Annotated in this window: 22 protein-coding genes, 1 tRNA gene and 3 pseudogenes; 11 read left to right on the top strand and 15 right to left on the bottom strand. The window is 71.1% G+C overall.

The features are described 5' to 3' along the window. The first annotated feature begins 36 nt into the window (after positions 1-36). A complete protein-coding gene (locus OG361_RS00770) occupies positions 37-771 on the top strand; it encodes an NAD(P)-dependent oxidoreductase (RefSeq protein ID WP_405851299.1) in 735 nt (244 codons plus the stop codon). 107 nt (positions 772-878) lie between these two features. On the opposite strand, the gene OG361_RS00765 is transcribed toward OG361_RS00770, so the two are convergent. From OG361_RS00765 to OG361_RS00745, 5 genes are all read right to left on the bottom strand, one after another. Next, on the bottom strand, positions 879-2,045 hold the full coding sequence (locus tag OG361_RS00765; protein ID WP_405861983.1) for a glycoside hydrolase family 64 protein: 1,167 nt from the start codon (positions 2,043-2,045) through the stop codon (positions 879-881). Positions 2,046-2,329: 284 nt separating this feature from the next. Further along, complete coding sequence (locus tag OG361_RS00760; RefSeq protein ID WP_405851297.1) at positions 2,330-3,133, bottom strand: GNAT family N-acetyltransferase; 804 nt, start codon at positions 3,131-3,133, stop codon at positions 2,330-2,332. A gap of 31 nt (positions 3,134-3,164) precedes the next feature. Further along, on the bottom strand, positions 3,165-4,268 hold the full coding sequence (locus OG361_RS00755; protein ID WP_405851296.1) for a mechanosensitive ion channel family protein: 1,104 nt from the start codon (positions 4,266-4,268) through the stop codon (positions 3,165-3,167). Positions 4,269-4,699: 431 nt separating this feature from the next. Next, positions 4,700-5,245, bottom strand: coding sequence for an MOSC domain-containing protein (locus OG361_RS00750; protein WP_405851295.1), 546 nt, complete (start codon positions 5,243-5,245; stop codon positions 4,700-4,702). 139 nt (positions 5,246-5,384) lie between these two features. Further along, the gene (locus OG361_RS00745; protein WP_405851294.1) at positions 5,385-6,446 is read right to left on the bottom strand and encodes an ArsR/SmtB family transcription factor; all 1,062 of its coding nucleotides are present in this window, start codon (positions 6,444-6,446) and stop codon (positions 5,385-5,387) included. A 122-nt stretch (positions 6,447-6,568) separates the two neighbouring features. Here OG361_RS00745 and OG361_RS00740 point away from each other — a divergent pair, with 122 nt between their 5' ends. Next, positions 6,569-7,570: a hypothetical protein gene (locus OG361_RS00740; protein ID WP_405851293.1), complete on the top strand. Its 1,002-nt coding sequence runs from the start codon at positions 6,569-6,571 to the stop codon at positions 7,568-7,570. A gap of 180 nt (positions 7,571-7,750) precedes the next feature. On the opposite strand, the gene OG361_RS00735 is transcribed toward OG361_RS00740, so the two are convergent. Continuing rightward, positions 7,751-7,825: transfer RNA gene (locus OG361_RS00735), tRNA-Trp, on the bottom strand. Positions 7,826-8,202: 377 nt separating this feature from the next. On the opposite strand from OG361_RS00735, the gene OG361_RS00730 reads away from it, so the two are divergent. Further along, on the top strand, positions 8,203-10,176 hold the full coding sequence (locus OG361_RS00730) for a calcium-binding protein (RefSeq protein ID WP_405851292.1): 1,974 nt from the start codon (positions 8,203-8,205) through the stop codon (positions 10,174-10,176). Positions 10,177-10,447: 271 nt separating this feature from the next. Here the strand turns inward: OG361_RS00730 and OG361_RS00725 are convergent, their stop codons facing one another. After that, the gene (locus tag OG361_RS00725) at positions 10,448-11,065 is read right to left on the bottom strand and encodes a LysE family translocator (RefSeq protein WP_405851290.1); all 618 of its coding nucleotides are present in this window, start codon (positions 11,063-11,065) and stop codon (positions 10,448-10,450) included. A 111-nt stretch (positions 11,066-11,176) separates the two neighbouring features. Between OG361_RS00725 and OG361_RS00720 the strand changes: the two genes are divergently transcribed. Then, positions 11,177-11,629 carry an Lrp/AsnC family transcriptional regulator gene (locus OG361_RS00720; RefSeq protein WP_384574526.1) on the top strand — a complete coding sequence of 151 codons (453 nt, stop codon included), beginning with the start codon at positions 11,177-11,179 and terminating at the stop codon, positions 11,627-11,629. 59 nt (positions 11,630-11,688) lie between these two features. Here OG361_RS00720 and OG361_RS00715 read toward each other — a convergent pair whose 3' ends face one another. The 5 genes from OG361_RS00715 to OG361_RS00695 form a co-directional block, all read right to left on the bottom strand. Further along, positions 11,689-12,342, bottom strand: coding sequence for a HemK2/MTQ2 family protein methyltransferase (locus OG361_RS00715; protein WP_405851288.1), 654 nt, complete (start codon positions 12,340-12,342; stop codon positions 11,689-11,691). Positions 12,343-12,404: 62 nt separating this feature from the next. Further along, positions 12,405-13,052: a hypothetical protein gene (locus tag OG361_RS00710; RefSeq protein ID WP_405851287.1), complete on the bottom strand. Its 648-nt coding sequence runs from the start codon at positions 13,050-13,052 to the stop codon at positions 12,405-12,407. Positions 13,053-13,137: 85 nt separating this feature from the next. After that, positions 13,138-13,704 (bottom strand): hypothetical protein, encoded by a 567-nt coding sequence (locus OG361_RS00705; protein WP_405851285.1) that lies wholly within the window; start codon positions 13,702-13,704, stop codon positions 13,138-13,140. 133 nt (positions 13,705-13,837) lie between these two features. Then, positions 13,838-14,326, bottom strand: coding sequence for a flavin reductase family protein (locus OG361_RS00700; protein ID WP_384574535.1), 489 nt, complete (start codon positions 14,324-14,326; stop codon positions 13,838-13,840). A 90-nt stretch (positions 14,327-14,416) separates the two neighbouring features. Then, complete coding sequence (locus OG361_RS00695; RefSeq protein ID WP_405851283.1) at positions 14,417-14,572, bottom strand: DUF6131 family protein; 156 nt, start codon at positions 14,570-14,572, stop codon at positions 14,417-14,419. 221 nt (positions 14,573-14,793) lie between these two features. On the opposite strand from OG361_RS00695, the gene OG361_RS00690 reads away from it, so the two are divergent. Beyond that, positions 14,794-15,759, top strand: a complete 966-nt coding sequence (locus OG361_RS00690) for an LLM class F420-dependent oxidoreductase (RefSeq protein ID WP_405851281.1) — start codon at positions 14,794-14,796, stop codon at positions 15,757-15,759. Between the two features lie 12 nt (positions 15,760-15,771). Beyond that, on the top strand, positions 15,772-16,443 hold the full coding sequence (locus OG361_RS00685; RefSeq protein ID WP_405851280.1) for an HAD family hydrolase: 672 nt from the start codon (positions 15,772-15,774) through the stop codon (positions 16,441-16,443). Positions 16,444-16,566: 123 nt separating this feature from the next. Here the strand turns inward: OG361_RS00685 and OG361_RS00680 are convergent, their stop codons facing one another. Then, complete coding sequence (locus tag OG361_RS00680) at positions 16,567-17,688, bottom strand: glutamate--cysteine ligase (RefSeq protein WP_405851279.1); 1,122 nt, start codon at positions 17,686-17,688, stop codon at positions 16,567-16,569. Positions 17,689-17,769: 81 nt separating this feature from the next. Further along, positions 17,770-17,943: a CsbD family protein gene (locus OG361_RS00675; protein WP_384574544.1), complete on the bottom strand. Its 174-nt coding sequence runs from the start codon at positions 17,941-17,943 to the stop codon at positions 17,770-17,772. A 224-nt stretch (positions 17,944-18,167) separates the two neighbouring features. On the opposite strand from OG361_RS00675, the pseudogene OG361_RS00670 reads away from it, so the two are divergent. The 3 genes and pseudogenes from OG361_RS00670 to OG361_RS00660 form a co-directional block, all read left to right on the top strand. Then, positions 18,168-18,644: pseudogene (locus OG361_RS00670) on the top strand (SRPBCC family protein); the annotation flags it as partial. Positions 18,645-18,999: 355 nt separating this feature from the next. Continuing rightward, a complete protein-coding gene (locus OG361_RS00665) occupies positions 19,000-19,782 on the top strand; it encodes a ribonuclease BN (RefSeq protein WP_405861981.1) in 783 nt (260 codons plus the stop codon). A gap of 302 nt (positions 19,783-20,084) precedes the next feature. Continuing rightward, positions 20,085-20,254 (top strand): annotated as a pseudogene (locus tag OG361_RS00660) (WYL domain-containing protein); the annotation flags it as partial. Between the two features lie 70 nt (positions 20,255-20,324). On the opposite strand, the gene OG361_RS00655 reads toward OG361_RS00660, so the two are convergent. After that, positions 20,325-21,179, bottom strand: a complete 855-nt coding sequence (locus OG361_RS00655; RefSeq protein WP_405861979.1) for a LysR substrate-binding domain-containing protein — start codon at positions 21,177-21,179, stop codon at positions 20,325-20,327. Here OG361_RS00655 and OG361_RS00650 point away from each other — a divergent pair. Both OG361_RS00650 and OG361_RS00645 read left to right on the top strand, forming a co-directional pair. Beyond that, a pseudogene (locus OG361_RS00650) lies at positions 21,093-21,996 on the top strand (zinc-binding dehydrogenase). The gene OG361_RS00655 and the pseudogene OG361_RS00650 sit on opposite strands and share 87 nt — an antisense overlap. Before the next feature lie 100 nt (positions 21,997-22,096). Further along, a complete protein-coding gene (locus OG361_RS00645) occupies positions 22,097-22,453 on the top strand; it encodes an alpha/beta hydrolase family protein (RefSeq protein WP_405851278.1) in 357 nt (118 codons plus the stop codon). The last annotated feature ends 92 nt before the right edge of the window (positions 22,454-22,545 follow it).

The following is a 22,545-nucleotide window of genomic DNA, read 5'->3' as shown; positions in this document are numbered from 1 at the left end:
CAGCATTCCGGTGATTCCGGTGAGAGGGGCTGCGCCATGGGCACGGATCGCGTGAAGAAGGTCTGCATCATCGGAGCTTCGGGGAAGCTCGGGCAGTACATGGTCAGGCACGCGCTGGAACGCGGCTACGAAGTGGTCGGTGTGTGCCGGGAGCGCAGCGTGCCGAAGCTCGCCGCGTTCGAAGGCCGGATGACCGTCGTCCCCGGCCCCACCAACGACCCCGAGGTGATCCGTCGGGCGGTCGCCGGGTGCGACGGGGTGCTGACGGTGCTCGTGCCGTGGGGCGTGCAGCAGTACGCGTCGGGAACGGCGCAGGCTGTGCTCGACCACGCGCGGCCGGGTGCGCGGCTGGTCTTCTCCTGCGGCTGGCACATCACCCGCGACGGCAGGGACACGTACTCGCGGATGTTCACCACGGGGGTCCGGATCGCCGCCGTGCTGGGCAAGCTCGTCCGTGCCGTCGAACTCGACGACCAAGTGGAGGCGTGCCGGCGGGTGTTCGCCAGCGACACCCGGTGGACCGTGGTGCGCGGCAGCACCCTGGAGGAGGGCGAGAGCCAGGGTCTGCCCGTGTGGAGCCGGCACGTGGGCGACCCCGTGCTGGCCAGCGACCTGACGCGCCGGGTGGACTTCGCGCTGTTCATGGTGGAAGCGCTCACCGACGACACGCTCGTCCAGGAGGCCCCGGCGATCGTCGGCTGCCGGACCCCCAGTGCCCTCGCGCACGGCGATGGTCCCCGCGACCGCGCTGAGAACGGTATCGAGTCCTGAAGGGCGTTGCGGGCTGATTCGACCTGCCCGCGCCGACGGCGGGCACCACGGCGATCGCCGATGGTGACCGCGCAGGAGCGGGCAACACCCTCCAGGCCGGACACGTCCTAGTCGAGCGGGTCGAGCGTGACGTACGCCTGCTGCGGGTTGCCGTCGTGCACCAGCGATTCGTGTGCGCCGACGTCGTCGAAGGCGAAGCCGTAGGCCTTGCCGTCGATCATCTGGGCGTGGATCTTGCGGGAGTAGTGGTTGGTGACCGCGTCCTTGTAGAACCCGGCCGACGAGGTGTCCGGCTGGTTCGGGTTGGTGAGCAGCGTGGAGCGGTTGTAACCCGCGCAGAGCGTACGGGAGATGGGGCCGCGCACCTGGTCGTTCGGGGCGTCGAGGAGCTTGTAGCAGCCGAAGACGCTGTCGGAGTCGGGTTTCTGGAAGGAGGTGACGACGGTGCCGGACCCGTTGGTGAAGTTCATGACGTTGCCGGAGACCCGGCCGAAGTACTTCACGGCGGGCTGGTTCGCGAACGGCGTCACGGTCAGGGTCGACGTGGCGTACTTGCTCCAGACGCGGTTGATGTAGTCGTTCATCACCGTCGACGGCAGCGCGCCGGCCTCGATGCCGTGACCGGGCGCCAGGGCGCGCAGCACCGTGCCGTCGGCGCGGGTCTGGATGAGGTTGGCCCAGCCGCCCGGCTGGCCGCGCAGCGCGTCGTAGAAGCCCCGGTAGCCACCGGGCTTGAGGCGTCCGGTGTTCGCGACGGTGCCGTCGGGGCGCTTCACGCCTACCGCGTACGGGACCGAGACCATGTCGACCTGGGTGCTGTTGATCCAGAGGCCCGAGTCGTTGAGGGTGTACTCGGACCAGTTGAAGAGGATGTTCCTGTTCGGGTCGCTCGGGTTCTGGACCGCGGGCTGTACGAGGCCGCCGGTCGCCAGTTTGAAGACCAGCTTCTGTCCGTAGCTGAAGTAGATCCGTCCCGAGAACTTAGGCAGCCGGATCGTCGTCGACCGTCCGTTGGCGGGGCCGGTGATCGCGGCGTCGGGCGCCGGAACCGGGGTGGAGCCTCCGGCCGGCCAGGGATGGAACGTGCCGTTCGCGTCCGCCCAGCCCTGCCGGCCCGTCGAGAGCTCGGTGCCGAGGTTGTAGACGTAGACCTGGTCGCCGCGACCGGAGTTGTTCGTGAAAGTGAGCGGAATGGTCGCGGGAACGGCGGCCTGGACGGAGTCGGAGGGGCCGGCGACGGCGACCGCGGTACTGATCAACGCGGCGGCGGCCAGGGGAACGAGTCCGGCGCGAGTGCGCCTGTGGCGTGCGGATGCGGACACGTGGGGGCTCCTCGGAGGTGGGACTCCGTGCGGAGGGAGCCGCCTGGAATCCGTGGGGGGAGGGGGAGTCTGCGGGGAAGCGTCGTCTTGAGAGCGCTCTCAAGAATGGTGAAGGTGAGATGGACCTGTCAATGGTTGCGGTGGTGAGAACGAGTACGGGTTCGAGTACGGGTACGGGTTCGAGTACGAGTGCGGGTGTGAGTACGGGGTGCGGTGGGCCGTGGGCCGTGGCCCGGTCAGTCGGCTGTCGGCTGCGGAAGTGCCGTGAACGTGGCTTCGGTGAACTCCGCCACCTCGCTGAAGCCGAGCCCGCGGTACAGCCCCACGGCCGTCGTGTTGTCCGCCCGGACGTTCAGCCCGATGTGGTCGACGGTCCTCCCGAGCTGCCTGCACAGCGCGGCCACACAGGATCCGGCCGCGCCCTGCCCGCGCACCTCGGGGAGGGTCGTGACGTTTCCGATCGCGGCGACCCGGGTGGCGGCCGAATAGACGTGCACGCCCGCGACGGCCACGAGGCGCCCGTCCAGCCGGGCGCCCATGTACTGGCCGGTGTCGAGCATCCGGTGGTCGAACCAGTTGCCCGGGTACGCCTCCGCGAACAGCTCCAGCAACTCCGCCAGGTCGGCCCGGCCGAGCGGCGCCGGCCGCCACGGGCCGTCCGGGTGCCGGGCGGGCCGGTCCGGGTCGGTGAGCGCCATCCGGACCATGGTGCCGTGAGGCCGTACCGCGTACGCCGACTCCAGCACCTTGCCGGCCGATCCGGTCAGATGCCCGAAGAAGCGCCGGGGGAGGACGGGCGACAGCGCGCGGGCCAACTCCTCCAGCTCCGCGGCCTGTCCGGGGCGGGAGAAGGCCAGCAGGGTGGGCTGGTCGCCCACCGTGTACAGCAGTGCGACGGGGCCGTCGTGCGACATCGTGTACCAGCTGGTGTGCGGCCACAACAGGTCGTCCAGGTCGCCGAGTTCCATCAGGTGCATCGCAGGATCCCGCCCGAAGCGTTCGGCCAGGGCGGATCGGTCGTGAAGGCTGCTCAAGGTCATCCGTTCAGCCTACGGCGGCACCCGCGCGCGGCTAACGCGCATGTGGTTCCCGAGTCATGGAAGGGGTGCGGGCGTGTTCCTCGGCCCGATCGTCGGGCGGGTCGGCCGCGGGAGCGGTGACGACGCGGGGCAGGGCGCCGGGATGCTCCCGCACGAGCCAGCCGACGAGCTCCTCCCGTACCGCGCAACGCGTCGTCCACAGGTCGTCGGCGTCCTTGGCGGTCACGATCGCCCTGATCGTGATGCCGGTCGGCGAGGTGTCGGTGACGGCCAGGTCCCAGCCCCGCCCGTCCCAGGTGGGGCAGGTGGTGAGGAACTTCTCGACGTGCGACCGCATGAGCGCGACCGGTGTGGAATGGTCGCAGTGGACGAAGACGGACCCCGTCATCTCGGCGCCGCCCCGTGACCAGTTCTCGAACGGCCGGGAGGTGAAGTACGAGACGGGCAGGGTGACGCGTCGTTCGTCCCAGGTCCGGACCGTGAGGAAGGTGAGCGTCACCTCCTCCACGAGCCCCCATTCGCCGTTGACGACGACCGTGTCACCGATGCGGACCATGTCGCCGAAGGCGATCTGGAAGCCGGCGAAGAGGTTGCTCAGCGTCGACTGCGCCGCCACGCCCGCCACGATGCCGATGATCCCGGCCGAGGCGAGCAGCGAGGTGCCGACAGTGCGCATGGAGGGGAGGGTGACGAGGGCCGCGGCGGTGGCGAGCACCCCGACGGCGACCGACACCACCCGCATGATCAGCGTGACTTGTGTACGGACACGGCGCAGTCGGGCGGCGTCTCGCGAGCGCCCGGCGTAACGCGCGTACAGGGTCTCCGCGCCGGCCGAGGCGGCCCGTACCGTCAGCCAGCCGCCACCGCCGATCAGGCAGAGCAGCAGGACGTGGCCCACGGTGCGGTCATGGTCTTCCAGCGGTGCCCAGTTCGACGCGGGGTAGGTCCATCTCAGCAGGGCGGCCAGCAGGACGACGTACAGCGGCGTACGGCAGCGGCGCAGCAGCCCCCACAGCGGAGTCTCCGGGTGGCGCGCGTCCGCGTACCGTGCCAGCAGGTCCGCCGTGCGGACGACGGCGAGGGCCACCAGTGCCGAGCCGCCGACGCAGACTGCCAGTCGTAGAACGCTCTCCATGTGCTCCCCAGGCGATGAGTCGAACAGGTGTGTCCACTACGCCTCACCGCCGCACACGGTGCCAAACATGCCAGGGAGTGCGAGCAGGAGTGGGTGTGCGTGTGGGTGTGTGGGCGTGTGGCGGCGTTCACGGACGAGGAGGCCGCCAAGCCCGCCTCCTCGTCCGACGGTACGTAGCCCGCCTGCTCCTCCGACGGCCTGTTCCAGCGGAAGATCGACGGCCGCTGGCGGTGATCGTCGGCGCCGGTCGCGGAGGGCCCCTGCTCGACGATCCGGTCCCCGTCGTCGAGCCGTGTGTTGTCGAACTCAGCACAGCCTGTTGCTGTCGTCGTTGTTGCGCATGGCAGTGAACGTACGGAGACGGCGTGGCCGGGTGGTTCGGTCGGCGGATCCGTTGCCCCGGCCCCGGAACCTGCGATTCCCCGGTCGGCCTACACGCGCTCCAAGGGGCGATGAGGCAAGGGCGGCAGCTCGACACCGATGGCATCGAAGGGGCGGACGGGGCCGCTGTGGCGAACGACGGCCATGATGCCCGACTTGAAGGTGAAGTTCCCCGAGACGGGGTCGAGACCGAAGACCTCGCCGAGCAGGCCCTGGCGGAAGTCGTTGATCTTCGCGCACGGGTTCCGAAGCCCCGTCACCTCGACCACGGCCTGCGCTCCGAGGTGCAGCAACGTACCCGTGGGCAGACCGAGCAGGTCCACGCCACGGGTGGTGATGTTCTCGCCGAGCTGGCCGGCGGAGACCGTGAAGCCCTTGAGCGCCAGCTCGTCGAAGAGCTCCTCGTGCATGAGGTGGACCTGGCGGAGGTTGGGCAGGCCCGGCTCGTAGGTCATGCGGAACTGGTGGCGGATCGTCTCTCCGGCGTGGACGTCCCCCTCGACGCCGAGGCCGGCCAGGAGCGTCACCGTCTCGCGGTTCGGTTTGCTGAACGAGTACGTTCCGTTACGACTCACCGCCGTGACCCTGCCGTCCATCGCTCACCCGTATTTCGCCGGTTTCTCTGTCCTTGGCGGACAGCATGCACCACCCGGACCACCGCGACCGTGCCCGGGGCCGCGCAGGAGGCGACCCTGAGCCGGACGACGGTCCACGCGGTCCGGGCCGGGACCCGGCTCAGGTTCCGTCGAGGAGGGAGTGGCCGAGTGGAGTGAGGGCGTGGAGGACGGATACGCCGGTGCGTGTGGTGCTGATGAGGCCGGTGTTCCGTAGGACGTACGTGTGCTGGCTGGCCGCCGGGAGGGAGATGGCGGCGCGTTCGGCGAGAGCGGTGGTGGTGGCGGGCGTCCGGAGCAGAGTGAGGACCTGTGCGCGCGTGCGCCCGAGGAGTGCCGCGAGCGCTTCCGGCCGGTCGTCGGTCCGGCCGCCCGTATCCCTACCCGCACCCCTGCCGGTACCCGCTCCCGCTCCCGTGCTCGTACTGCTGTCGTGGACTGGGTAGACGAGCACGGTCGCCGCCCCGGGGCGATACATCACCATGGGGCCGGTGGCGAACCACGAAGGGATGAGGTGGAGTCCCCGTCCGCACAGGGGGATGTCGTGTGTGGAGGGGGAGGGCAGGTGGAGGGTCGGCGGCTGCCACCTCCAGGTCGTCCCCAGCGTGGTCAGCAGGGCGTCCACGCCCCCGCGGAGCAGCATCTCGGCGCGGAGCGCGCGGTCCGTGAGGGTGTCGCTGCGGATCTGTGGCCAGAGGGGTTCGACGGAGGCGTGGTAGTAGCGGCGTGCGTCGGTCAGCAGGGTGTGCGGTGCGGTGGCAGACCCCTCGGCGAGTTCACGGGCCCAGCGACCGGGCCGGGGCAGCCCGCTGTTCCAGCCGGTGGCCTCCGGGATGCCGAGGTCGAGGGCCAGCCGGTCCACCGGTGTCGAGGCGACCGCGTCCAACGCCTGGGCGAAGTCGGGTATCGCCGGCTGCAGGAGGAAATCCGGGAGGAACCCGTCCTCGGCGACCAGTTGGGTCAGGACCCCGGCACCGGCGCTCGCGCCTCCGCTCAGGGACCGGTGCCACTGCCGTGCGGCCGGCCTCGGCCGTTCGAAGCCGTAACCGTGGCGGTGGCCCTCACGCGCACGGTCCAGGCGCAGGCTGAGGCGCAGGCTCAGGACGGTCTCCGAGAGGGCGTTGGCGGACTGCGCGAGCGTGATCTGACGCAGATCGGCGGCCGTGAAGTGAAGACGGATCATGCCTGCCGATTATTGGTGCGGAAGAGCCTTTTACCCAGGGCTGAAAGGCGGTGCGTCGCCAACTGTGGCATTGCAGGCTCCCGTTGTCCGCCTCACCGACTCCTCACTCGGAGGTAGTGCCCATGCCGCCCGGCAACTCTGCCCGCCCACGCGCCCACGCGCTCGTCCACTCGCCCGCCCGTACGGCCTGCCTCACCGTCGCAGTGGCCCTGCTCACGGCCCTCGCCGGTGCGCCCGGCCCCGCCGCCGCCCGAGACCTGCCCGACACGTACGTCGTCTCCACGGCACCCGGAGTCCTCCCCGAGGGGATCGCGATCGGCCGGGACGGCACCATGTACGTGTCCTCCGACGGCACCGGCGCCCTGTACCGCGGGCGCGTCGGAGACCCGGACCTGAAGCCCTTCGCGGCGCGTGGTGTCGAGGACCGTACGAGCACGTTGGGCGTCCACACCGACCGACGCGGCCGTGTCCTGTCGGTCGGCGGCGCCACGCTGAGCGTCCACGACCGTCAGGGGCGGCTGCTGGCCACCCGTACGGCCCTCGGCGGACCGCTCGGCGCGCCCGATCTCAACGATCTGGCGGTGACGAAGGACGCGGTGTACGTCACCGACTGGGCCAACCCCGTCATCCATCGGGCGGAGATCCGGAACGGTGTCCTCGGCCCACTGGAGCCCTGGCTCGACATCCGTGGCGCGTTCCCGCAGTTCCCGGCGCAGTACTGGCTGTTGAACGGCATCGTGGCGAACGAGTCGGGCAGCACGTTGCTGGTGGCGTCCAACGGCACCGAAGCCGTCTGGCGGATCGGCACGGCAGCCAAGGACGTCGCCCGGCTCGACCTCGGCGAGGAGTCCTTCGGTCCCGACGGCATGGTGCTGCGCGGCCGGACGCTGTACGCCGTGCTGAACTACGGTGCCCCGCACGGCGTCTACATCGCCCGGCTCGACGAGGAACTGCGGACCGGGGCGGTGACCCATCGCCTGACGGACGGGCCCTTCGATCTGCCGACCACGCTCGCACGGCACGGCTGTCGCCTCTATGTGGTCAACAGCCAGCTGGACGAACCGCCGGGCCGGCCCCCGTACACGGTGAGCGCGATCGCCGACCCGACGTGCGGGACTCCCTGACCTGATCGTCAGCGCTTGCGGTAGGTGAGGTCGAGGGCGCCGGTGGTGAAGGTCATGGTGCTGTCGATCCCGGCGCTTCCTTTTCGCAGACCGCCGCCGGGCCCCGAACTCATCGCCACGCCGGTCACCGACGCCGTCCCCGATCCCCGTTCCCCGCTCGCCAACAGGCGGGCGGACGGGCGGACCCGGCCGGATTCGAACCGGCGTCCTCGCGATTTTGGAGACCGCGCGCGTCGACCTCTGCGCTACGGCTCCGCCCTGAGGGAGATGGTACGCGTCGCGGGAGCGGGGCCCGGAGGTGGCACGGGACGGCCGGCCTGCCGGTCGGCTGAGCCGTTGGAGTGGTCGGGGCAGGTGGCTGGTCTGTGTGCGCTCCCTCGCGGGGGTGGTTCCGGTGGGCCGGTGGGCGCAGTGCGGCACGGCCCGCGCTCGGGTGGCGGGTTCCGGTCACGAAGCTGTGCGCGGCTGCTCGCACACCCCACGTAGACGGAGGCCGTACGTCCATGACACATGCGCACCTGAGACCGTTTCAGCCCCCCGGCCCCCCTCAGCCGGCCGTATCGGGACAACCCGTATGACCACCGCGACCGGTACGGCGGCGTCGCGGGCTGAGGGGGAAGGCCGGGGCGCCGGTGGTGTTCGCCGCGGCGCTCGTTCTGGCGCTGCCCGGTACCGCGCTGGCGGCGCCCGGCGACCTGGACCCGACGTTCGGGGCGGGAGGCCGGGTGACCACGTACTTCCCTGGGTACGCGGAAGGCCGTGACATCGCGCGGCAGCCGGACGGCAAGCTGGTGGTGGCGGGCCTCAGCGAGGGTGGATTCGCGCTGGCCCGCTACCTGCCCGGCGGCGGCCTGGACCCCGCCTTCGGAACCGGTGGCATGGTGACCAGCGATTTCGGCGGCGGCGCTCACGTGGCGAACGCGGTGGCGGTTCAGCCCGCCGACGGGAAGATCGTCGTGGCCGGAACCACGGAGGTGGTCGCGGAGGAGGGCGGTGGTTGCTGCTTCTTCTCCGTGGCCCGCTACCTGCCCAACGGCACACTGGACGCGAGCTTCGGCGAAGGCGGCCTCGTACGGATCGAGGAGTTCGGCGCATCCGCGGACGGCGCGGACGTCGCCGTGCAGAGCGACGGCCGGATCATCGCCGCGGGCAAGGGCGGCGGTGGCGGCTTCGCGCTGGTCCGCCTCGACACGGACGGGAACCTGGACACGAGTCTGGGCGGTGACGGCGCGGTCGTCGCCGGCTTCACGCCGGGCTCGCCCCAGGACGCCGGCGGCATCGCCCGGAGCATGGCGCTCCAGCCGGACGGAAGGATCGTGTCGGTCGGCTACGTGGGCAACACGGCCTTCGACATCGGCGTGGCCCGCTACCTGCCCGACGGCAGCCTCGACCCCACCTTCAGCGGCGACGGCATGGTGAGCGCGGACTTCGGCGGGACCGAGTTCGGCAACGCGGTCGCGGTCCAGCCCGACGGGAAGATCGTCGCCGCGGGTTCCGGCGGCGCCGGCTTCGCTCTGCTGCGCTACAACGCCGACGGCAGCCCCGACTCCGGCTTCGGCACGGTCGGCCGTACGTCGGTCGGCTTCCCGGGAGGCGGCGGGGTCCCGTACGCGATGGCGCTGCAGCAGGGCGGCAAGATCGTCCTCGCCGGCCGGGCCGACGACCCGAACAGCGCCGAGGCCAACGACTTCGGTCTGGCCCGCTTCCACTCCAACGGCGCAGTGGACACCGGTTTCGGCGGCGACGGCTTCGTGGTCACCGGCTTCGGGGACTTCGAGGAGGCGCGCGGGGTACTCGTCCAGCCGGACGGCAAGATCGTCGCGGCCGGCTACGGGGCGGGCTTCGCGTTCGCCCTCGCCCGCTACCAGGGCGGCGACGCCACGACGCCCCCGCCGCCGAGCGCGGACCTGACGGTGGCGACGACCGGTACGGCCACCGTGAGCATCGGTGACCGTGTCTCGTACACGGTGACCGTCACCAACCGGTCGACCTCCACCTCCACCGCGACCGGCGCCACCCTGACCGACACGCTATCCGGCGCCGGCGTCACCCTCGTCTCCGCCGCCCCCTCACAGGGCACCTGTACGACCACGGCGACGCGGGCCACCTGCGCCCTCGGCTCCCTCGCTCCGGGCGCAAGCGCGACGCTCACCGTCACCGCCGAGCCCAGGTCCACCGGGACGCTCACGAGCACGGCGACCGCCGGCGCCACCCAGCCGGACCCCGTCACCACCGACAACACGGTCACCGCGACCACCTCGGTGAACAACGCCCGAGGCTGCACGATCATCGGCACCAGCGGCGCTGACACCCTGAACGCCGGCTTCGCGCACGACGTGATCTGCGGTCTGGGCGGCAACGACATCATCAGGGCGAGCTACGGGAACGACACCGTTCACGGCGGCTACGGCAACGACAACCTCGACGGAGGCTTCGGCGACGACACGATGAACGGCGGCCCGGGCAACGACATCCTGACCGGCTACTACGGCAACGACCGCCTGACGACCACGGACGCCGTCAGCGGCAACGACACCGCCAACGGCGGCTCCGGCACCGACACCTGCACCACCGACCCGGGCGACACCCGCATCAGCTGCCCCTGACCCACTTCCGTTACCCACGGCGTGGAAGCTCCTCCTCGACCGGGATCTCCTGGGGCTGGGTCGTCTGACGGGCGATCGCGGTACGAGGGGGTGGGGGTCGGGGTCGGGGTCGCCGGCGAGACGCGAGGCGGCCTCGGCCCTGTGCGCGAAGTCGGCGGAGGCGCGCGGCGATGTTCACCTGGCAGTGCAGCTGAACAGCGCAGCCGCGAACGAACCCGGACGTTCGTGGGGCGGGTGACGCGCTCCCGGCCGGTGAGGCCGAGCGGGGGCGTCAGACAGCCAGGCGTTCCACCAGCAGGAACCCGCCGATGACGATCATCATCGCGCCGGAGGCCCGGGTGACGGCCCGGGCGGCCGAGGGCCTGGTCTTCAGGACGGTACGGGCCAGCACGCCGACCGCGAGGTAGACCAGGGCGCAGGCCGTCATGTGGAGCGTGCCGAGCAAGCCGGTCTGCGCGGCGACGGGCCAGCCGTCCGCGGTGTCGATGAACTGCGGGAACAGCGAGAAGTAGAGGAGCAGTGCCTTGGGGTTGAGGCCGCTGATCCCCACGCCCTTGAGCATGACCTGCACACGGGAGGAGCCCATGGCCTCATCGGAGGCCGCCAGGACGGCCGGCCCGCGCAGCACGCCCCAGCCCAGCCACACCAGGTAGCCGGCCCCGGCGACGGTCAGCGCGGTGAGCACGGTGGGCGAGCTCGCCACGATCACCACCAGGCCGGCGACGGCGAGCAGCGTGTACCCGGCGTACCCGGCGACGAGCCCGGCGACCGCCGGTACGACCGACCGGTCGCGCAGGCCGGCGGATATGGCGTAGGCCCAGTCCGCGCCCGGGGTGAACACCAGCAGCAGATCCACTGCCAGGAAGGCCGCCAGCGTCGTCGTGTCCATCGATCGTTCCCTCTCACGTGCTTCTCCTGAGAGGGAAGGCTAGGTCGGATATGCCCGAAAGTGTTTGCGTCCTTACCCCAGGATCGCGCATTCTGAGGGAGAATCTTCTCCATGGATGCCCTGGACCGGAAGATTCTTACCGAGCTGCAGGTGGACGGCCGCCTGACGATCACCGAACTGGCCGCCCGCGTGCAGTTGAGCGTCTCGCCGTGCCACCGGCGCCTGCGCGATCTCGAACGCGAGGGCGCCATCCGCGGCTACCGCGCCGTCGTCGACCCGGCCGCCGTCGGCCTGAACTTCGAAGCCCTCGTCTTCGCGACCCTTCGCTGGGAGAACCCCGACACCGTCACCACCTTCGAAGCGGCCGTCACCGCCATCCCCCAGGTCATCCAGGCCCAGCGACTCTTCGGCGAACCCGACTACCTCCTGCGCGTCGCCACCACCGACCTGGCCGCCTACCAGCAGCTCTTCGACCAGCAGCTCGCCCGGCTGCCAGGGATCCAGCGCGTGGCCTCCACGCTCGTCATGAAGAACGTCATCGACGACCGCCCGCTGCCCGAGTAGTCGCCGGGCCGCGCAGCTCCGTGCGCGCATCCGCTCCGCCCGCGGGGCGGCGCATCGCGTCACCGGGTTCGTTCGGCGCGGATGACCACCAATTCCTCGGCGTCGTCGCCGGGCCGCAGGAGTCCCCGACTGCGCAGCCAGGACTTTCTCGACCTCAGCACCGGGCCGAACCGCACCACCGCGCGCTCCAGCGTCTGTACCCGCAGTCCCGCCTGACGCAGGTTCGCGAGCGTGGGTGCCTCACCGCTCAGCGCGGAGTGCACCACGAGGAGGACTCCGCCCGGCGCCAGGAGCCGAGGTACTTCCCGGCAGATGCGGTCGAGGACGAGCCGGCCGTCACGACCGGCGTCCCACGCCCGTGCCCGGCCCCTGCGGGGCAGCGTGTCGAGTGGGCTGGGGACGTAAGGAGGGTTGCTGACGATGAGGTCGAAGGTGCGTTCCGCGACCGGTGCCGTCAGGTCACCGCGCAGCACCCGGATCCGTCTGCGGGCGAGGCGGGCGTTGAGCCGGGCCGTCCAGACGGCCGTCCACGAGATGTCGACGGCGGTGACCCTGGCTCCGCGCAGAGCGGCGGCGACGGCGAGTGCTCCGGAGCCCGTGCCGACATCCAGCACCCGGGCCGCCGGCGGGAGCGCCTCGCGCAGGAGCGCGCCCGTCAGGAGGGCCGTGTCGTCCTGCGGGGAGTACACACCCGGGAAAGCGATGAGCCGCATCTTCCTTGGTTCCTGTGTTCCTCACGACGACCGTGTGCGTCAGAGGGTGTTCTCGGTGGTCCTCAGGTGGTGAGCAGGCGGTTGAAGAACGACCGGTACTGGCGCAACGCGATGCGCAGGCTCTCCGTGTCGACGGACTCGCCCCTGTTCCACTGTCCTTCCAGGTTCTCCTTGTGCTCGGCGAACGTGGCGGCGAGCGTCTGCATGACGTCGGCCACCAGGGCGTCCGCCGCGTGCACCGCCTCCCGCGGATCGTCGACGAAGAGGTTCTGGACCTCGTGCCAGCGTGTGCGGAAGCTCTTCTCGTCCTCGGAGCTCAGCAGCTCGGGGGCGTCCTCCGTCCCATCGCCGTCCGCAGCAGTGGCGCCTTCCGCTCTCGCGGCGTCGGCCGGCGGAGCGGCCGCCCGGGGAGCGCCTTCCGTCGGCGCCCTGCTCTCATCGGCCTGCGTGTCGGCGGGCGGCGTCTCGTCCCTGTACCCCTCTTCTCGCTCCGTGTCCGCGTCCCCGCCTCTCTCCCGGTCGTCCGGGCTGCTCGTGTTCGTCGGGATCTCGGTGCTCTCGCCGGGGTAGACGGGCGGTGCTGCGCTGCCCTGCCCGTCCCTGCCCCCGCCCCCGTCTCTGGCCTGGCCCGCGTCGCGCGGCGACCGGGCGATGTCCTCGGTCGACAGGGGTGCCTTCTCGGCCGACCCTGATGTGTCGTGGTCACGCATGTCATGCCCTCCGCAACTGCTTCGGGGCGCGTACCGGACACGCGGTGGACGAGTACACGTGCCGGGTACGCGGTCGGTGTGCCGGTCAGGCCCGGGCGGGGCCGCCCTGCCGCCCGCTTCCGTTGGAGAGCAGTTCGTCGAACAGAGCCCGGTATTGCACCATTGCCCCGCGCAACTGCTCGGTAGTGACCCGCTGGGAGGTGCTGAGCGTGTTGATCTCGTGCGCCGCCCGGTAGTGCTCCAACGTGCGTCCGTGTTCCACGGACAGATCCCGCATCTGCTGCTCGTACCCCTCGGTGGGATAGCCGCGCTCGTGCATGAGGGCGGTCACCAGTTGGTCCGCGTCGTGGACGGCGTCCTCGGGGCGGTCGACGAACTCCCCCTGGACGTCGCTCCACTTCTGCTCGTACCGGTTCCTCGTTCCGCTCGGCAGGGGCTGGATGTCGAGCGACTCGTGGCGCTCCTCGCGCGCGTTGAGGTCGTGCTCCGCGGCTCGCGTACTGCCGACGTCTTCCACCGTCCGGTCGTACTCGGGTCCGAAACGGTCACGCAGGCGCCGCCGCCGGCGCATGTCCAGGGTGATGGCCACCGTGACCAGAACAACCAGCACCACAATGGGAATGATGATGGCCAGAAGTGCTCCTGTGGACATGGGGCCGACCTCCTCTCCTGTGTCCGTGCCGCCTTGTGTACGGCGCTGCTGCCCACCGACGTTCAGCCGAAACGGTGACCGGGGGCCCGAGGCCCTGCGGCGGGACCGATGCTGCGCGTGAGGCAGGCGTGGGTCATGCGGGGTGGCCGGGGTCCAGATCGCGGACGCCGCCGTACCGCAGTGGTGGGGGCGGTGATCCGCTGAGGGGTTCGGCCTGCTCGACGGGGGACAGGACGAACCCCTCGTGATCGCCGCCCGGGAGGACCGCTTCGATCCGGCCGGTGAACCAGACCCGTACGTCCGACAGCACGGGGCTGTCGTCGTACCCGGGCCGCCATACGGTCCGCGCGAACTTGTCGACACGGTCTCCGGTCTCACCGCCGAAGAGCTCGGCGAGAGCTCGTTGCTCGCGGCCGAGCACGTGAACCGTGAGGTGCCGGGCCTCGCGTGCGAGGCCGTGCGTGTGGTTCGCCGTGGACAACCACACCACGAACCGTGGTGGATGGATGGAGCAGTGGGAGGCGAAGCCGACGAGGCAGCCGGCCCGCCGCCCGCCCGAGGCGGCGGTGACCACGTACACCGTGTCGTCCAGTGCGGTGGCGAAGTCGTCGAGGTCCGGCATCGCGCCTCCTCGGGCTGGGGTGAAGGACGCGCGGGGTGCGAGGCGTCGCACCCCGGACTACCAGTAGTGGCGTCGGCCTAGTACGTCGGCCTAGTAGTAGTGGCGTCGGCCTCCCACCGAGTGGCCGACGGCTCCGAGGATCCAGAGGACGGCACCGATGACGAGCAGGATGATCCCGATGGTCCAGAGGATGGATATCCCGGCGAGGAATCCGATGATGAGCAGAATGAGTCCGACGAGGATCATGGCGTGTTCCGGTCTCTCGTAGTGGGCCGGGCTCGTGGCGGGGCCACGGGCCCACGGCGGGCGGCGTCGGTGTGTGGCGTCACCCATGAACCGCGTCTGCCCGCGATCCCGCAGTTGTATGGGTCTCCAGCGGTACGTTCTCGGCTGGAGGTCGAGCCGGCGCGGTGGCGACCCTCCCCGTACCGGGTTTCGAGGGACGCGATCGTGGCTAGTCGCCCGATATGGTGCGAATCGGATACACGATGATGACGGAGCAGGCTGGTCCGCGTGAGCTGGTGTCCCACGTCGTGGGGGCGGAGAGGGCCGGTTTCGACTTCTCCGTCATCTCCGACCACTCGTTCCCGTGGCTGGAGGCCCAAGGACACGCCCCGTACGCATGGAGCGTCCTGGGAGCGGCCGCCCAGGCCACCCGCGAGATCCCGCTCATGACGTACGTGACCTGTCCGACCTTCCGCTACCACCCGGTGGTCGTCGCGCAGAAGGCGGCCACGATGCAGATCCTGTCCGAGGGCAGATTCCGGCTGGGGCTGGGATCGGGCGAGAATCTGAACGAGCACGTCGTCGGAGCCGGCTGGCCCGCCGCTCATGTGCGCCTGGAGATGCTGGCGGAAGCCGTCGAGATCATCCGCCGGATGTTCACCGGCGAGGACGTCAACCACCACGGCGCCCACTTCGACGTCGCGAACGCCAGACTCTGGGACCTCCCCGACGAGCCACCCCCGATCGGGATCGCCGTCTCCGGGGACCGTTCCTGCGAACTCGCCGGCCGGTACGCGGATCTCGTGATCGCCACGGAACCGACGCCGGAGCTCCTGAACACCTTCGACGACCACGGCGGAGCCGGCAAGCCGCGCGTCGGTCAGCTCCCCGTCTGCTACGACACCGACCGCGAGGCGGCGGTGGCACGGGCGCACGAGCAGTTCCGCTGGGCGCTCGGCGGCTGGAGAGTCAACGCGGAGCTACCCGGCCCGGCGAGCTTCGACCAGGCCGCGACGCACACCCGGCCGGAGGACGTCGCCGCGGCCATCCCGTGCGGCGACGACGTGGAGACCTTCGTGGAGGCGGTGCGCCCATACGTGGAGGCGGGATTCACCGAGGTCGCCCTCGTCCAGATCGGTGGTGACCGGCAGGCACCCTTCCTGGAATGGGCCGAGGCCGGACTGCTGCCCGCGCTCCGGAACCTCTAGGAGGCCGCGATCATGAACCGAGCTGCGCTCTTCGACGTCGACGGCACCCTCACCGACACCAATCACCTCCACGTCACCTCCTGGTGGGAAGCGCTGCGCCAGTCCGGGCACCGCATTCCGATGCACGCCATCCACCGGGCCATCGGCCTGCCCGGAGACGACCTCCTCGACCACCTCCTGGGCCAGGACCGGGACCACGACGGCGATGACCGGCTGAGCGCCGCCCACGACGCCCTCTACGCCACGTACTTCGACCGGCTGTCCGCGCTGGACTCGGCCGCGGAACTCCTGCGCGCCCTGTCGGGGGACGGATGGAAGGTCGTCCTCGTCACCTCCGCGAAGGACCGCGAGCTCAAGGCGCTGCGCAGGGCCGTCGACGCCGATGACGCCATCACCGACACCGCGACCTCGGAGGACGTGGAGCAGGGCAAACCCGCGCCTGATCCCGTACGGCACGCCCTCGAACTGGTGCGGGTGCGGCCCGAGTCCGCCGTGTTCGTCGGCGACTCCGTCTGGGACATGAAGGCGGCAGCCCGGGCCGGTGTGACCGGCGTCGGGCTGCTCTGCGGTGGCATCCCCCGCGGGGACCTGGAGGAGGCGGGGGCGGCCGCCGTCTACCGCGACCCGGCCGAGCTCCTGGCCCGCCTCGGCGACAGCCCGCTCTCTCGGCTACCCACTGCCTGAACCCGCCCACTGCCTGAAGCCGCCGGCCCACTGCCGGAACCCGCCGCCCGCCGAAGGTCGGAATCACGGCGGGTCAAGGCCCGGGTCAAGCACAAGGCCAGGGTGTCAAGCACAAGGCCAGGTTCAAGCAAGAGAGCCGCCTGTGATGCGTTCGCAGTGGGTGACCACGGCGGCGAGACTGCCGTGCTCGCGCAGGAGCTCGCGCTGGATGCGGGCGCCGTTGCCCCGTTCCAGCAGACCGGCGATGCCTCGGCGGACCCGTCCGTCGTCGCCACTCTCGACCAGGGCCTGCCGGGCGTGGGCGTACAGCGCCTGGACGGCTTCCGCAGGCGACGTTTCGCGCATGGTCTTGGGGTGGAGGAGGGGGCCGTCCAGGCCTGACCGGCCGGCCCGCCATGCCGCCAGCCGAAGCAGGTTCGTGTCGACGCGGGAGGGCGGTTCCCCGTTGTGCCAGGCCCGGGAGGCGGTCTCGGCCAGGGCGCGCACCAGGGCGGCGAGGAGTACGGGTGTCGACGATTCGAGGCACACGTCCGCCACTCTGACCTCCACGGTGGGGTAGGTGGCCGACAGTCGAGCATCGAAATAGATCATCGCCCTGTCGTGCAGGACGCCGGTGCCGAGCATGGCGTCGACCTGCTCGTGGTAGCGGTCGGCGGACCCGAAGACGTCCATGGGGCCGGCAGAGGGCAGTCGGTTCCACACACGACTGCGGTAACTCGCGTACTTGCTGTCCGTCCCCTGCCAGTAGGGCGAGTTCGCACTCATCGCGGTCAGAACGGGAAGCCAGGGCCGGATCCTGTCCAGTACGGCGACACCTTCCTCGTCCGACTCGACCGAGACGTGGACGTGGCAGCCGCAGGTGAGCTGCTCCTGCGCGGTCAGACCGAACTGTTCGGCCAACCAGGCGTATCGCTTCCCCGCGTTCAACGAGGGCCGGGCGGGCAGAGGTGACGTGCCCAGGGCCACCACGAGCGCGCCGGCCGACGCCGCGTGCCGACGGGCTTCGGTGCGATACCGGGTGATCTCCTCCTGGAGCTCACCCATCTCCGTCACCGGTTTGGTGGCGAACTCCACCTGTTCCTTCTGGAGTTCCTTCTCGAAGGCGTGCCTTCGCTGTTCGTCGCCGGGTGGCCGGTGCCCGAGGGAGCGGTCCGCGGCCGCCAGTACGGCACCGGCCAGGGCGAGGGGCTCACCGCTGTGAGCATCCACGAGCAAGAGCTCTTCTTCCACACCCACGCTTCGCATTCCGGCGCCGCCCCTCGTCCCTCCCGTGTCCTGGCCGTGTCCGCCATGGCTCCCGGCGCCACGGCGGACACCATCGGCGCATCAGCTCTTGAAGACGTCCTTGCCCTTCTCCTTGGCCTGGCGGGCGTGGCCTTTCGCCTTCTCGGCGCGGCCCTCGGCGATCAGGCGTTCGTTACCCACCGTGCGGCCGGCGGTTTCCTTGAGCTTGCCCTTGGCCTGCTCGGCCTTGGCGCGGGCCTTCTCCTTGTCCGACACGACTCGTCACTCCCTGAATAATGGGGATGAACTGAACATATTGCTTCTGACCAGGATTCCAGCTGCCAAACCTGGCGTCCACAGGGGACGGACGTGGTGGCCGGTGCATCGACCGGGGCCCCGGTGGCGGTGTGGCGCCGGGCAGCAGCGATTGACGCGTGTGTCACTGGGTACGCGCCGGGCGACCCCGAATTGTCCAGCGACGACACACAGGAGGCAGCGCCATGAGCATGGTGAAGCAGACCATCGACGTCGACGTTCCGCTGCGGAACGCCTACAACCAGTGGACGCAGTTCGAGGAGTTCCCGAACTTCATGGAGGGCGTCGAGGACGTCACGCAGGTCGACGACCGGCACTGTCACTGGCAGACCAAGGTCGCCGGCGTCCGCCGCGAGTTCGACACCGAGATCATCGACCAGCTGCCCGACGAGCGCATCTCGTGGCGCACGGTCGGGGGTGACGTCCAGCAGAAGGGCGTCGTCACTTTCCAGCGCCTCGACGCGAGCCATACCAGGGTGAGCCTGGCGATGGACATGGAGCCCAGCGGTATGGCGGAGAAGGCCGCCGACGCGCTCGGAGTCCTGGACCGGCGGGTCAAGGGCGACCTGAAGCGGTTCAAGGGCTTCATGGAGGAGCACGAACACGAGACCGGTGCCTGGCGCGGCCGCATCCGGCCCTCGGACGGCGCCGCCGCGCCGACGCCGACGGACGCGCCCGTACGGGAAGGTCCCGGACCGATGCGTGCACCCGGCACTGAGGGAACGCCCTCGCGAGGGCAGGAGTCCTGGCCGCTGCCGCCCGGTGGCCCCGGCGACCCCGGCCTGCGCTGACCGCCAGTTCCAAAGCCGTCACCGTCGTACGGGGAGGCACCCGTAGCTCCCTGGAGCCCGTCATGCCCGCCAAGCCCGTCGTGCCCGCCATGCCCGTCGTGCCCGTAGTGCCCGTCACCCGGAGCGCCACCGGTGCACCGGCGCCGGTGGCCCGAGCGTCAGCGGCCCGAGCGCCGGCAAGCTGATGGCCACCCCTCCCGCACGGCGACCGTCCCCACTCGCACGGATACGCAGTGTGATCCGCCGGTTCCGAGCCGGGCACCGGTGGGGACCGGTCAGCGGTCTCGATCTGTGGCAGCGTTCGCTGGGATTCGCGGCCCTCGGGTTCCTCACGCTCGTCCCGCTCTTGATCGTCGTGTCCGCGGCGGCGGCCGGCAGCGGGAAGGGTTTCGGGCAGTGGCTCGGTGACGGCCTCGGAGTGTCGGAGGCCGCCAGGGTGGAGATCGAGCGGCTGTTCGCGCTGCCGGGCCAGGTGCGGCGGACCACGACGGCCTTCGGCCTCGTTCTGCTCGCCGTGTTCGGCCTCTCGTTCGGTACCGTGGTGCAGAGCGGCTACGAGAAGGTCTGGGGCCTTCCCCCGGCCCGGTGGCGGGCGCGGTGGCGGCACGTCCTGTGGCTCGCCGTCCTCATCGGGGCCCTCTACCTGTTCGCGGCCTCCTCGTTCTGGCGTGAGACCCCGTTCCGGGGCGTTCTCGGCCTGCTCAGCGGCACCCTGTTCTTCTGGTGGTCGCAGTGGCTGCTGCTCGGCGGCCGCGTCGCGTGGAGCGCCCTGCTGCCCGGAGCGATCTCCACGGTGCTCGGCCTGTTCGGGCTGAGGATCTTCTCCCGGTTCGTCTTCTCCCCGCTGATCGCGTCGAGCGCCGTCACCTACGGCCCCTTCGGAGCGTTCCTCGTCATCCAGACCTGGCTCGTCGCCGTGGGTGTGGTCGTGTTCGGCGGCGCGTTGACCGGCCGCCTGGTCGCCGACGAACTGCCCCGCGCGACGCACGCACTGAAACGGCGGAAATGACCCTCGGCGCGGGCTCATCAGTGTGGCTTCATCGGATGAGCGAGCGGCCCGCGGGTGCCAGCCGTAGCGCCCGGGGCGCTGCCGCCTGCTCGAGCCCGATGCCCGGAAGGATCTCGTCCCGCGCCACGGGATGGGCCTGAACATCGGCGAGGTGCTGTCGGTACGCGTTCTCGTCGGGGTAGGCGGTGACGACAGCGGCGATGTTCTCCCCGGTGCGGCCTGGGGCCGTGCTCGGCCCAGACGGGGCCGCCGTAGAAGGCCGTCAGGGCCTGGACGCTCCCGCCTGGTACCGGGAGCCCGAAGTCGGCGACGACGGATGGGTAGAGGCGGTCATCCCGACCGAAAGCACCGACCACGCGTGCGGGGAGCTGCTGCGGCTCGGTGCCGACGTCGAGGTCGTCGCCCGGCGGAGCTGCGTCGAACCATGGCCGACACGGTGGGCGTACTCGCCAGGGCCTACGGAAGCGTCTGACCCACAGGAAGCATGCCCCCAGGCGATGCCATGGCCAATCCTCAGGGTCGGACGATGCTGGCCTCGGCGCTCAGAGCGACCACGAACTCCTCGTGCTCGTCCTCGAAGTCGCCGGCGGGCGTGAAGCCGAGGGCTCCGCGGGTGGTTCGGGCAGCCAGTCGCGCGCCGGGTCGTACTCCAGCCATCGGCTTCGGCGCGCTTCCGCGACGCAGGCTGCGGTGAGCCTGTCCAGCCCAGGGTGCCCGTTGCCGGTTCGCCACAGCAGGGACCAGGCGTACAGCGGTGTGGGATCGACCAGCGGGACGGAGCGCAGCCCGGGGGTCTCCGGCAGGGGTACGTCGGCGGGCACCAGCGAGAAGCGGCGCGGGTCTTCCGCCACCTCGGTGAGGAAGTGGGCCAGCCCCAGGTTGACGCTCGCCGCCCTGTCGCGGATGTCGAACCGGTCGGCGAACTGGTGGAGGAAGTCGAGCCGGTCCAGCGCGCCGGGTGCCCACAGCACGCTGCCGCGCAGTCGGTCCGGTCGCAACACCGGTTCGGCCGCGAGCGGGTGGTCCGCGCTCAGCACGACGTCCACCGGTTCGAGACGGACGAGGCGGTGGGTCAGCCCCGCGCGCAGCGGGGGGTGGACCCGGCCGAAGGCCGCGTCGATGTCACCCTCCAGCAGGGCACCCGCCACCGACGGCAGATCGCGGCCGTGCCCCAGAACCAGTTCCCCGGCCTCCCCGGCGACCTGAACCAGTGTCCGCGTCGGCGCGTAGAGATGACCCCACACGTCCACGTGCAGCGGACGCTCCTCGCCGGTCACCGACGCGACTGCGGCATCGGCGGCGGCCACCGAGTGCCTCGCCGGCGCAAGAAACCGCTGCCCGGCCTCGGTGAGGTGCACACCGTGGCCGCCGCGCTGGAACAACGCGGTGCCGAGCAGGGACTCCAGCCGCGCGATCCGCTTGGACAGCGCCTCCCCCGGCCGGGGCTGCTGCCCGGCAAGGACGTCGCGGGGCTCGCCGTACAGGCGGCCACGGACGGCTCCGGCCCCGGCATCGGCACCCGCGTGGTCGGCCACCCGGCTCAGGGCGGCTGGGCCGAATACGCCGCCGTGCCCACGCACTCTCTCGTGGCGCTGCCGGACGGTATCGACAGCGTACGGGCGGCGGCCCTGCCCCTGGCCGGTATCACCGCCCTGCGCCTGCTGCGCACAACCGGTTCGCTCGCCGGCCGACGGGTGCTGCTGACCGGTGCCTCGGGCGGCGTCGGCCACTACGTCACCGAGCTGGCCGTCGGGGCCGGGGCCGACGTGACCGCGGTGACGGCCACGCCGGAGCGCGGTGAGCGGCTCGCGGAGCTCGGCGCGCAGGTGGTGCACGAGGTCGCGGCGGCCCAGGGGCCGTTCGACGTCGCGCTGGAGTCCACGGGCGGGCCGGACCTGCCCCTCGCCCTCTCGAAGGTGCGCCCGGGCGGCACCCTGGTCTGGTTCGGGCAGGCCGGCCGCACCCCGGTGACCCTCGACTTCTTCCAGCTCCTCGGCGGACCTGAGCGCGTCACGATCCAGCACTTCCACTACGCCGGAGCCCCCTACGCTCCCGAACTCACGGCCCTGGTACGCCTCGTGGAACAGGGGCGTCTGCACCCGGAGAGAGATCGGCCGGACCACCGGCTGGGACCGGACGGCCGACACCCTGGTCGACCTGCGAGAGCGTCGGATACGCGGCAAGGCCGTCCTGCTGACGGGAGGAGCCCGATGAGCGCCGCCGAGTTCGCGGCCGCCCAGTGGACCCGGGCGGGCTCGTCGGCCTCAGCCTGGGCGGCTATTTCGCGGCCCGCGCCGCTGCACCGGAGCCGCGCGTGGCGGCGGTGGCCACCGTCAGTGGGCCCTTCCGCCTCGACTGGGAGCAACTGCCCCCGCCGGTACGGGACATCATGGCCCGACGTACCGGAGGGGACGCCGCGGCCCGCGAGTTCGCCCGCCACGTGGACCTCGCCGCCCTCGCGCCCCGCATCGCGGCCCCGTTGCTGGTCGTGGACGGCGGCCAGGACGTCATCCCCGGCGTGACGAACGGCGAGGCCCTGGCCGGGGCGGCACCGCACGGCACCTACCTGTCCGTCCCGCACGGTGACCACCTCCTCGGCAACGCGCGCCCCGACTGGCTGCCCCACCTCGCCGACCACCTCACGCACGCCTTGATCGGAGCACGGGCATGAACCGCTTCACCGGGAAGACCGTCCTCATCACCGGGTGACACCAACGGAACGGGCCCGGCCACCGCACACCGACTCATCGACGAAGGCGCCCA

Origin of the sequence: Streptomyces sp. NBC_00090, from assembly GCF_045160815.1 — a bacterium.
Lineage (GTDB): Bacteria > Actinomycetota > Actinomycetes > Streptomycetales > Streptomycetaceae > Streptomyces.
This window is presented reverse-complemented; position numbering and strand designations above follow the sequence as displayed.

Coding starts and splice junctions, on each gene's coding strand:
- OG361_RS00700 (WP_384574535.1), bottom strand. CDS start 14,326: ATGCCGGACCTCGACGACTTCGCCACCGCACTGGACGACACGGTGTAC.
- OG361_RS00690 (WP_405851281.1), top strand. CDS start 14,794: ATGGTGCGAATCGGATACACGATGATGACGGAGCAGGCTGGTCCGCGT.
- OG361_RS00740 (WP_405851293.1), top strand. CDS start 6,569: ATGCCGCCCGGCAACTCTGCCCGCCCACGCGCCCACGCGCTCGTCCAC.
- OG361_RS00745 (WP_405851294.1), bottom strand. CDS start 6,446: ATGATCCGTCTTCACTTCACGGCCGCCGATCTGCGTCAGATCACGCTC.
- OG361_RS00755 (WP_405851296.1), bottom strand. CDS start 4,268: ATGGAGAGCGTTCTACGACTGGCAGTCTGCGTCGGCGGCTCGGCACTG.
- OG361_RS00750 (WP_405851295.1), bottom strand. CDS start 5,245: ATGGACGGCAGGGTCACGGCGGTGAGTCGTAACGGAACGTACTCGTTC.
- OG361_RS00695 (WP_405851283.1), bottom strand. CDS start 14,572: ATGATCCTCGTCGGACTCATTCTGCTCATCATCGGATTCCTCGCCGGG.
- OG361_RS00680 (WP_405851279.1), bottom strand. CDS start 17,688: ATGCGAAGCGTGGGTGTGGAAGAAGAGCTCTTGCTCGTGGATGCTCAC.
- OG361_RS00770 (WP_405851299.1), top strand. CDS start 37: ATGGGCACGGATCGCGTGAAGAAGGTCTGCATCATCGGAGCTTCGGGG.
- OG361_RS00760 (WP_405851297.1), bottom strand. CDS start 3,133: ATGACCTTGAGCAGCCTTCACGACCGATCCGCCCTGGCCGAACGCTTC.
- OG361_RS00685 (WP_405851280.1), top strand. CDS start 15,772: ATGAACCGAGCTGCGCTCTTCGACGTCGACGGCACCCTCACCGACACC.
- OG361_RS00720 (WP_384574526.1), top strand. CDS start 11,177: ATGGATGCCCTGGACCGGAAGATTCTTACCGAGCTGCAGGTGGACGGC.
- OG361_RS00725 (WP_405851290.1), bottom strand. CDS start 11,065: ATGGACACGACGACGCTGGCGGCCTTCCTGGCAGTGGATCTGCTGCTG.
- OG361_RS00705 (WP_405851285.1), bottom strand. CDS start 13,704: ATGTCCACAGGAGCACTTCTGGCCATCATCATTCCCATTGTGGTGCTG.
- OG361_RS00710 (WP_405851287.1), bottom strand. CDS start 13,052: ATGCGTGACCACGACACATCAGGGTCGGCCGAGAAGGCACCCCTGTCG.
- OG361_RS00715 (WP_405851288.1), bottom strand. CDS start 12,342: ATGCGGCTCATCGCTTTCCCGGGTGTGTACTCCCCGCAGGACGACACG.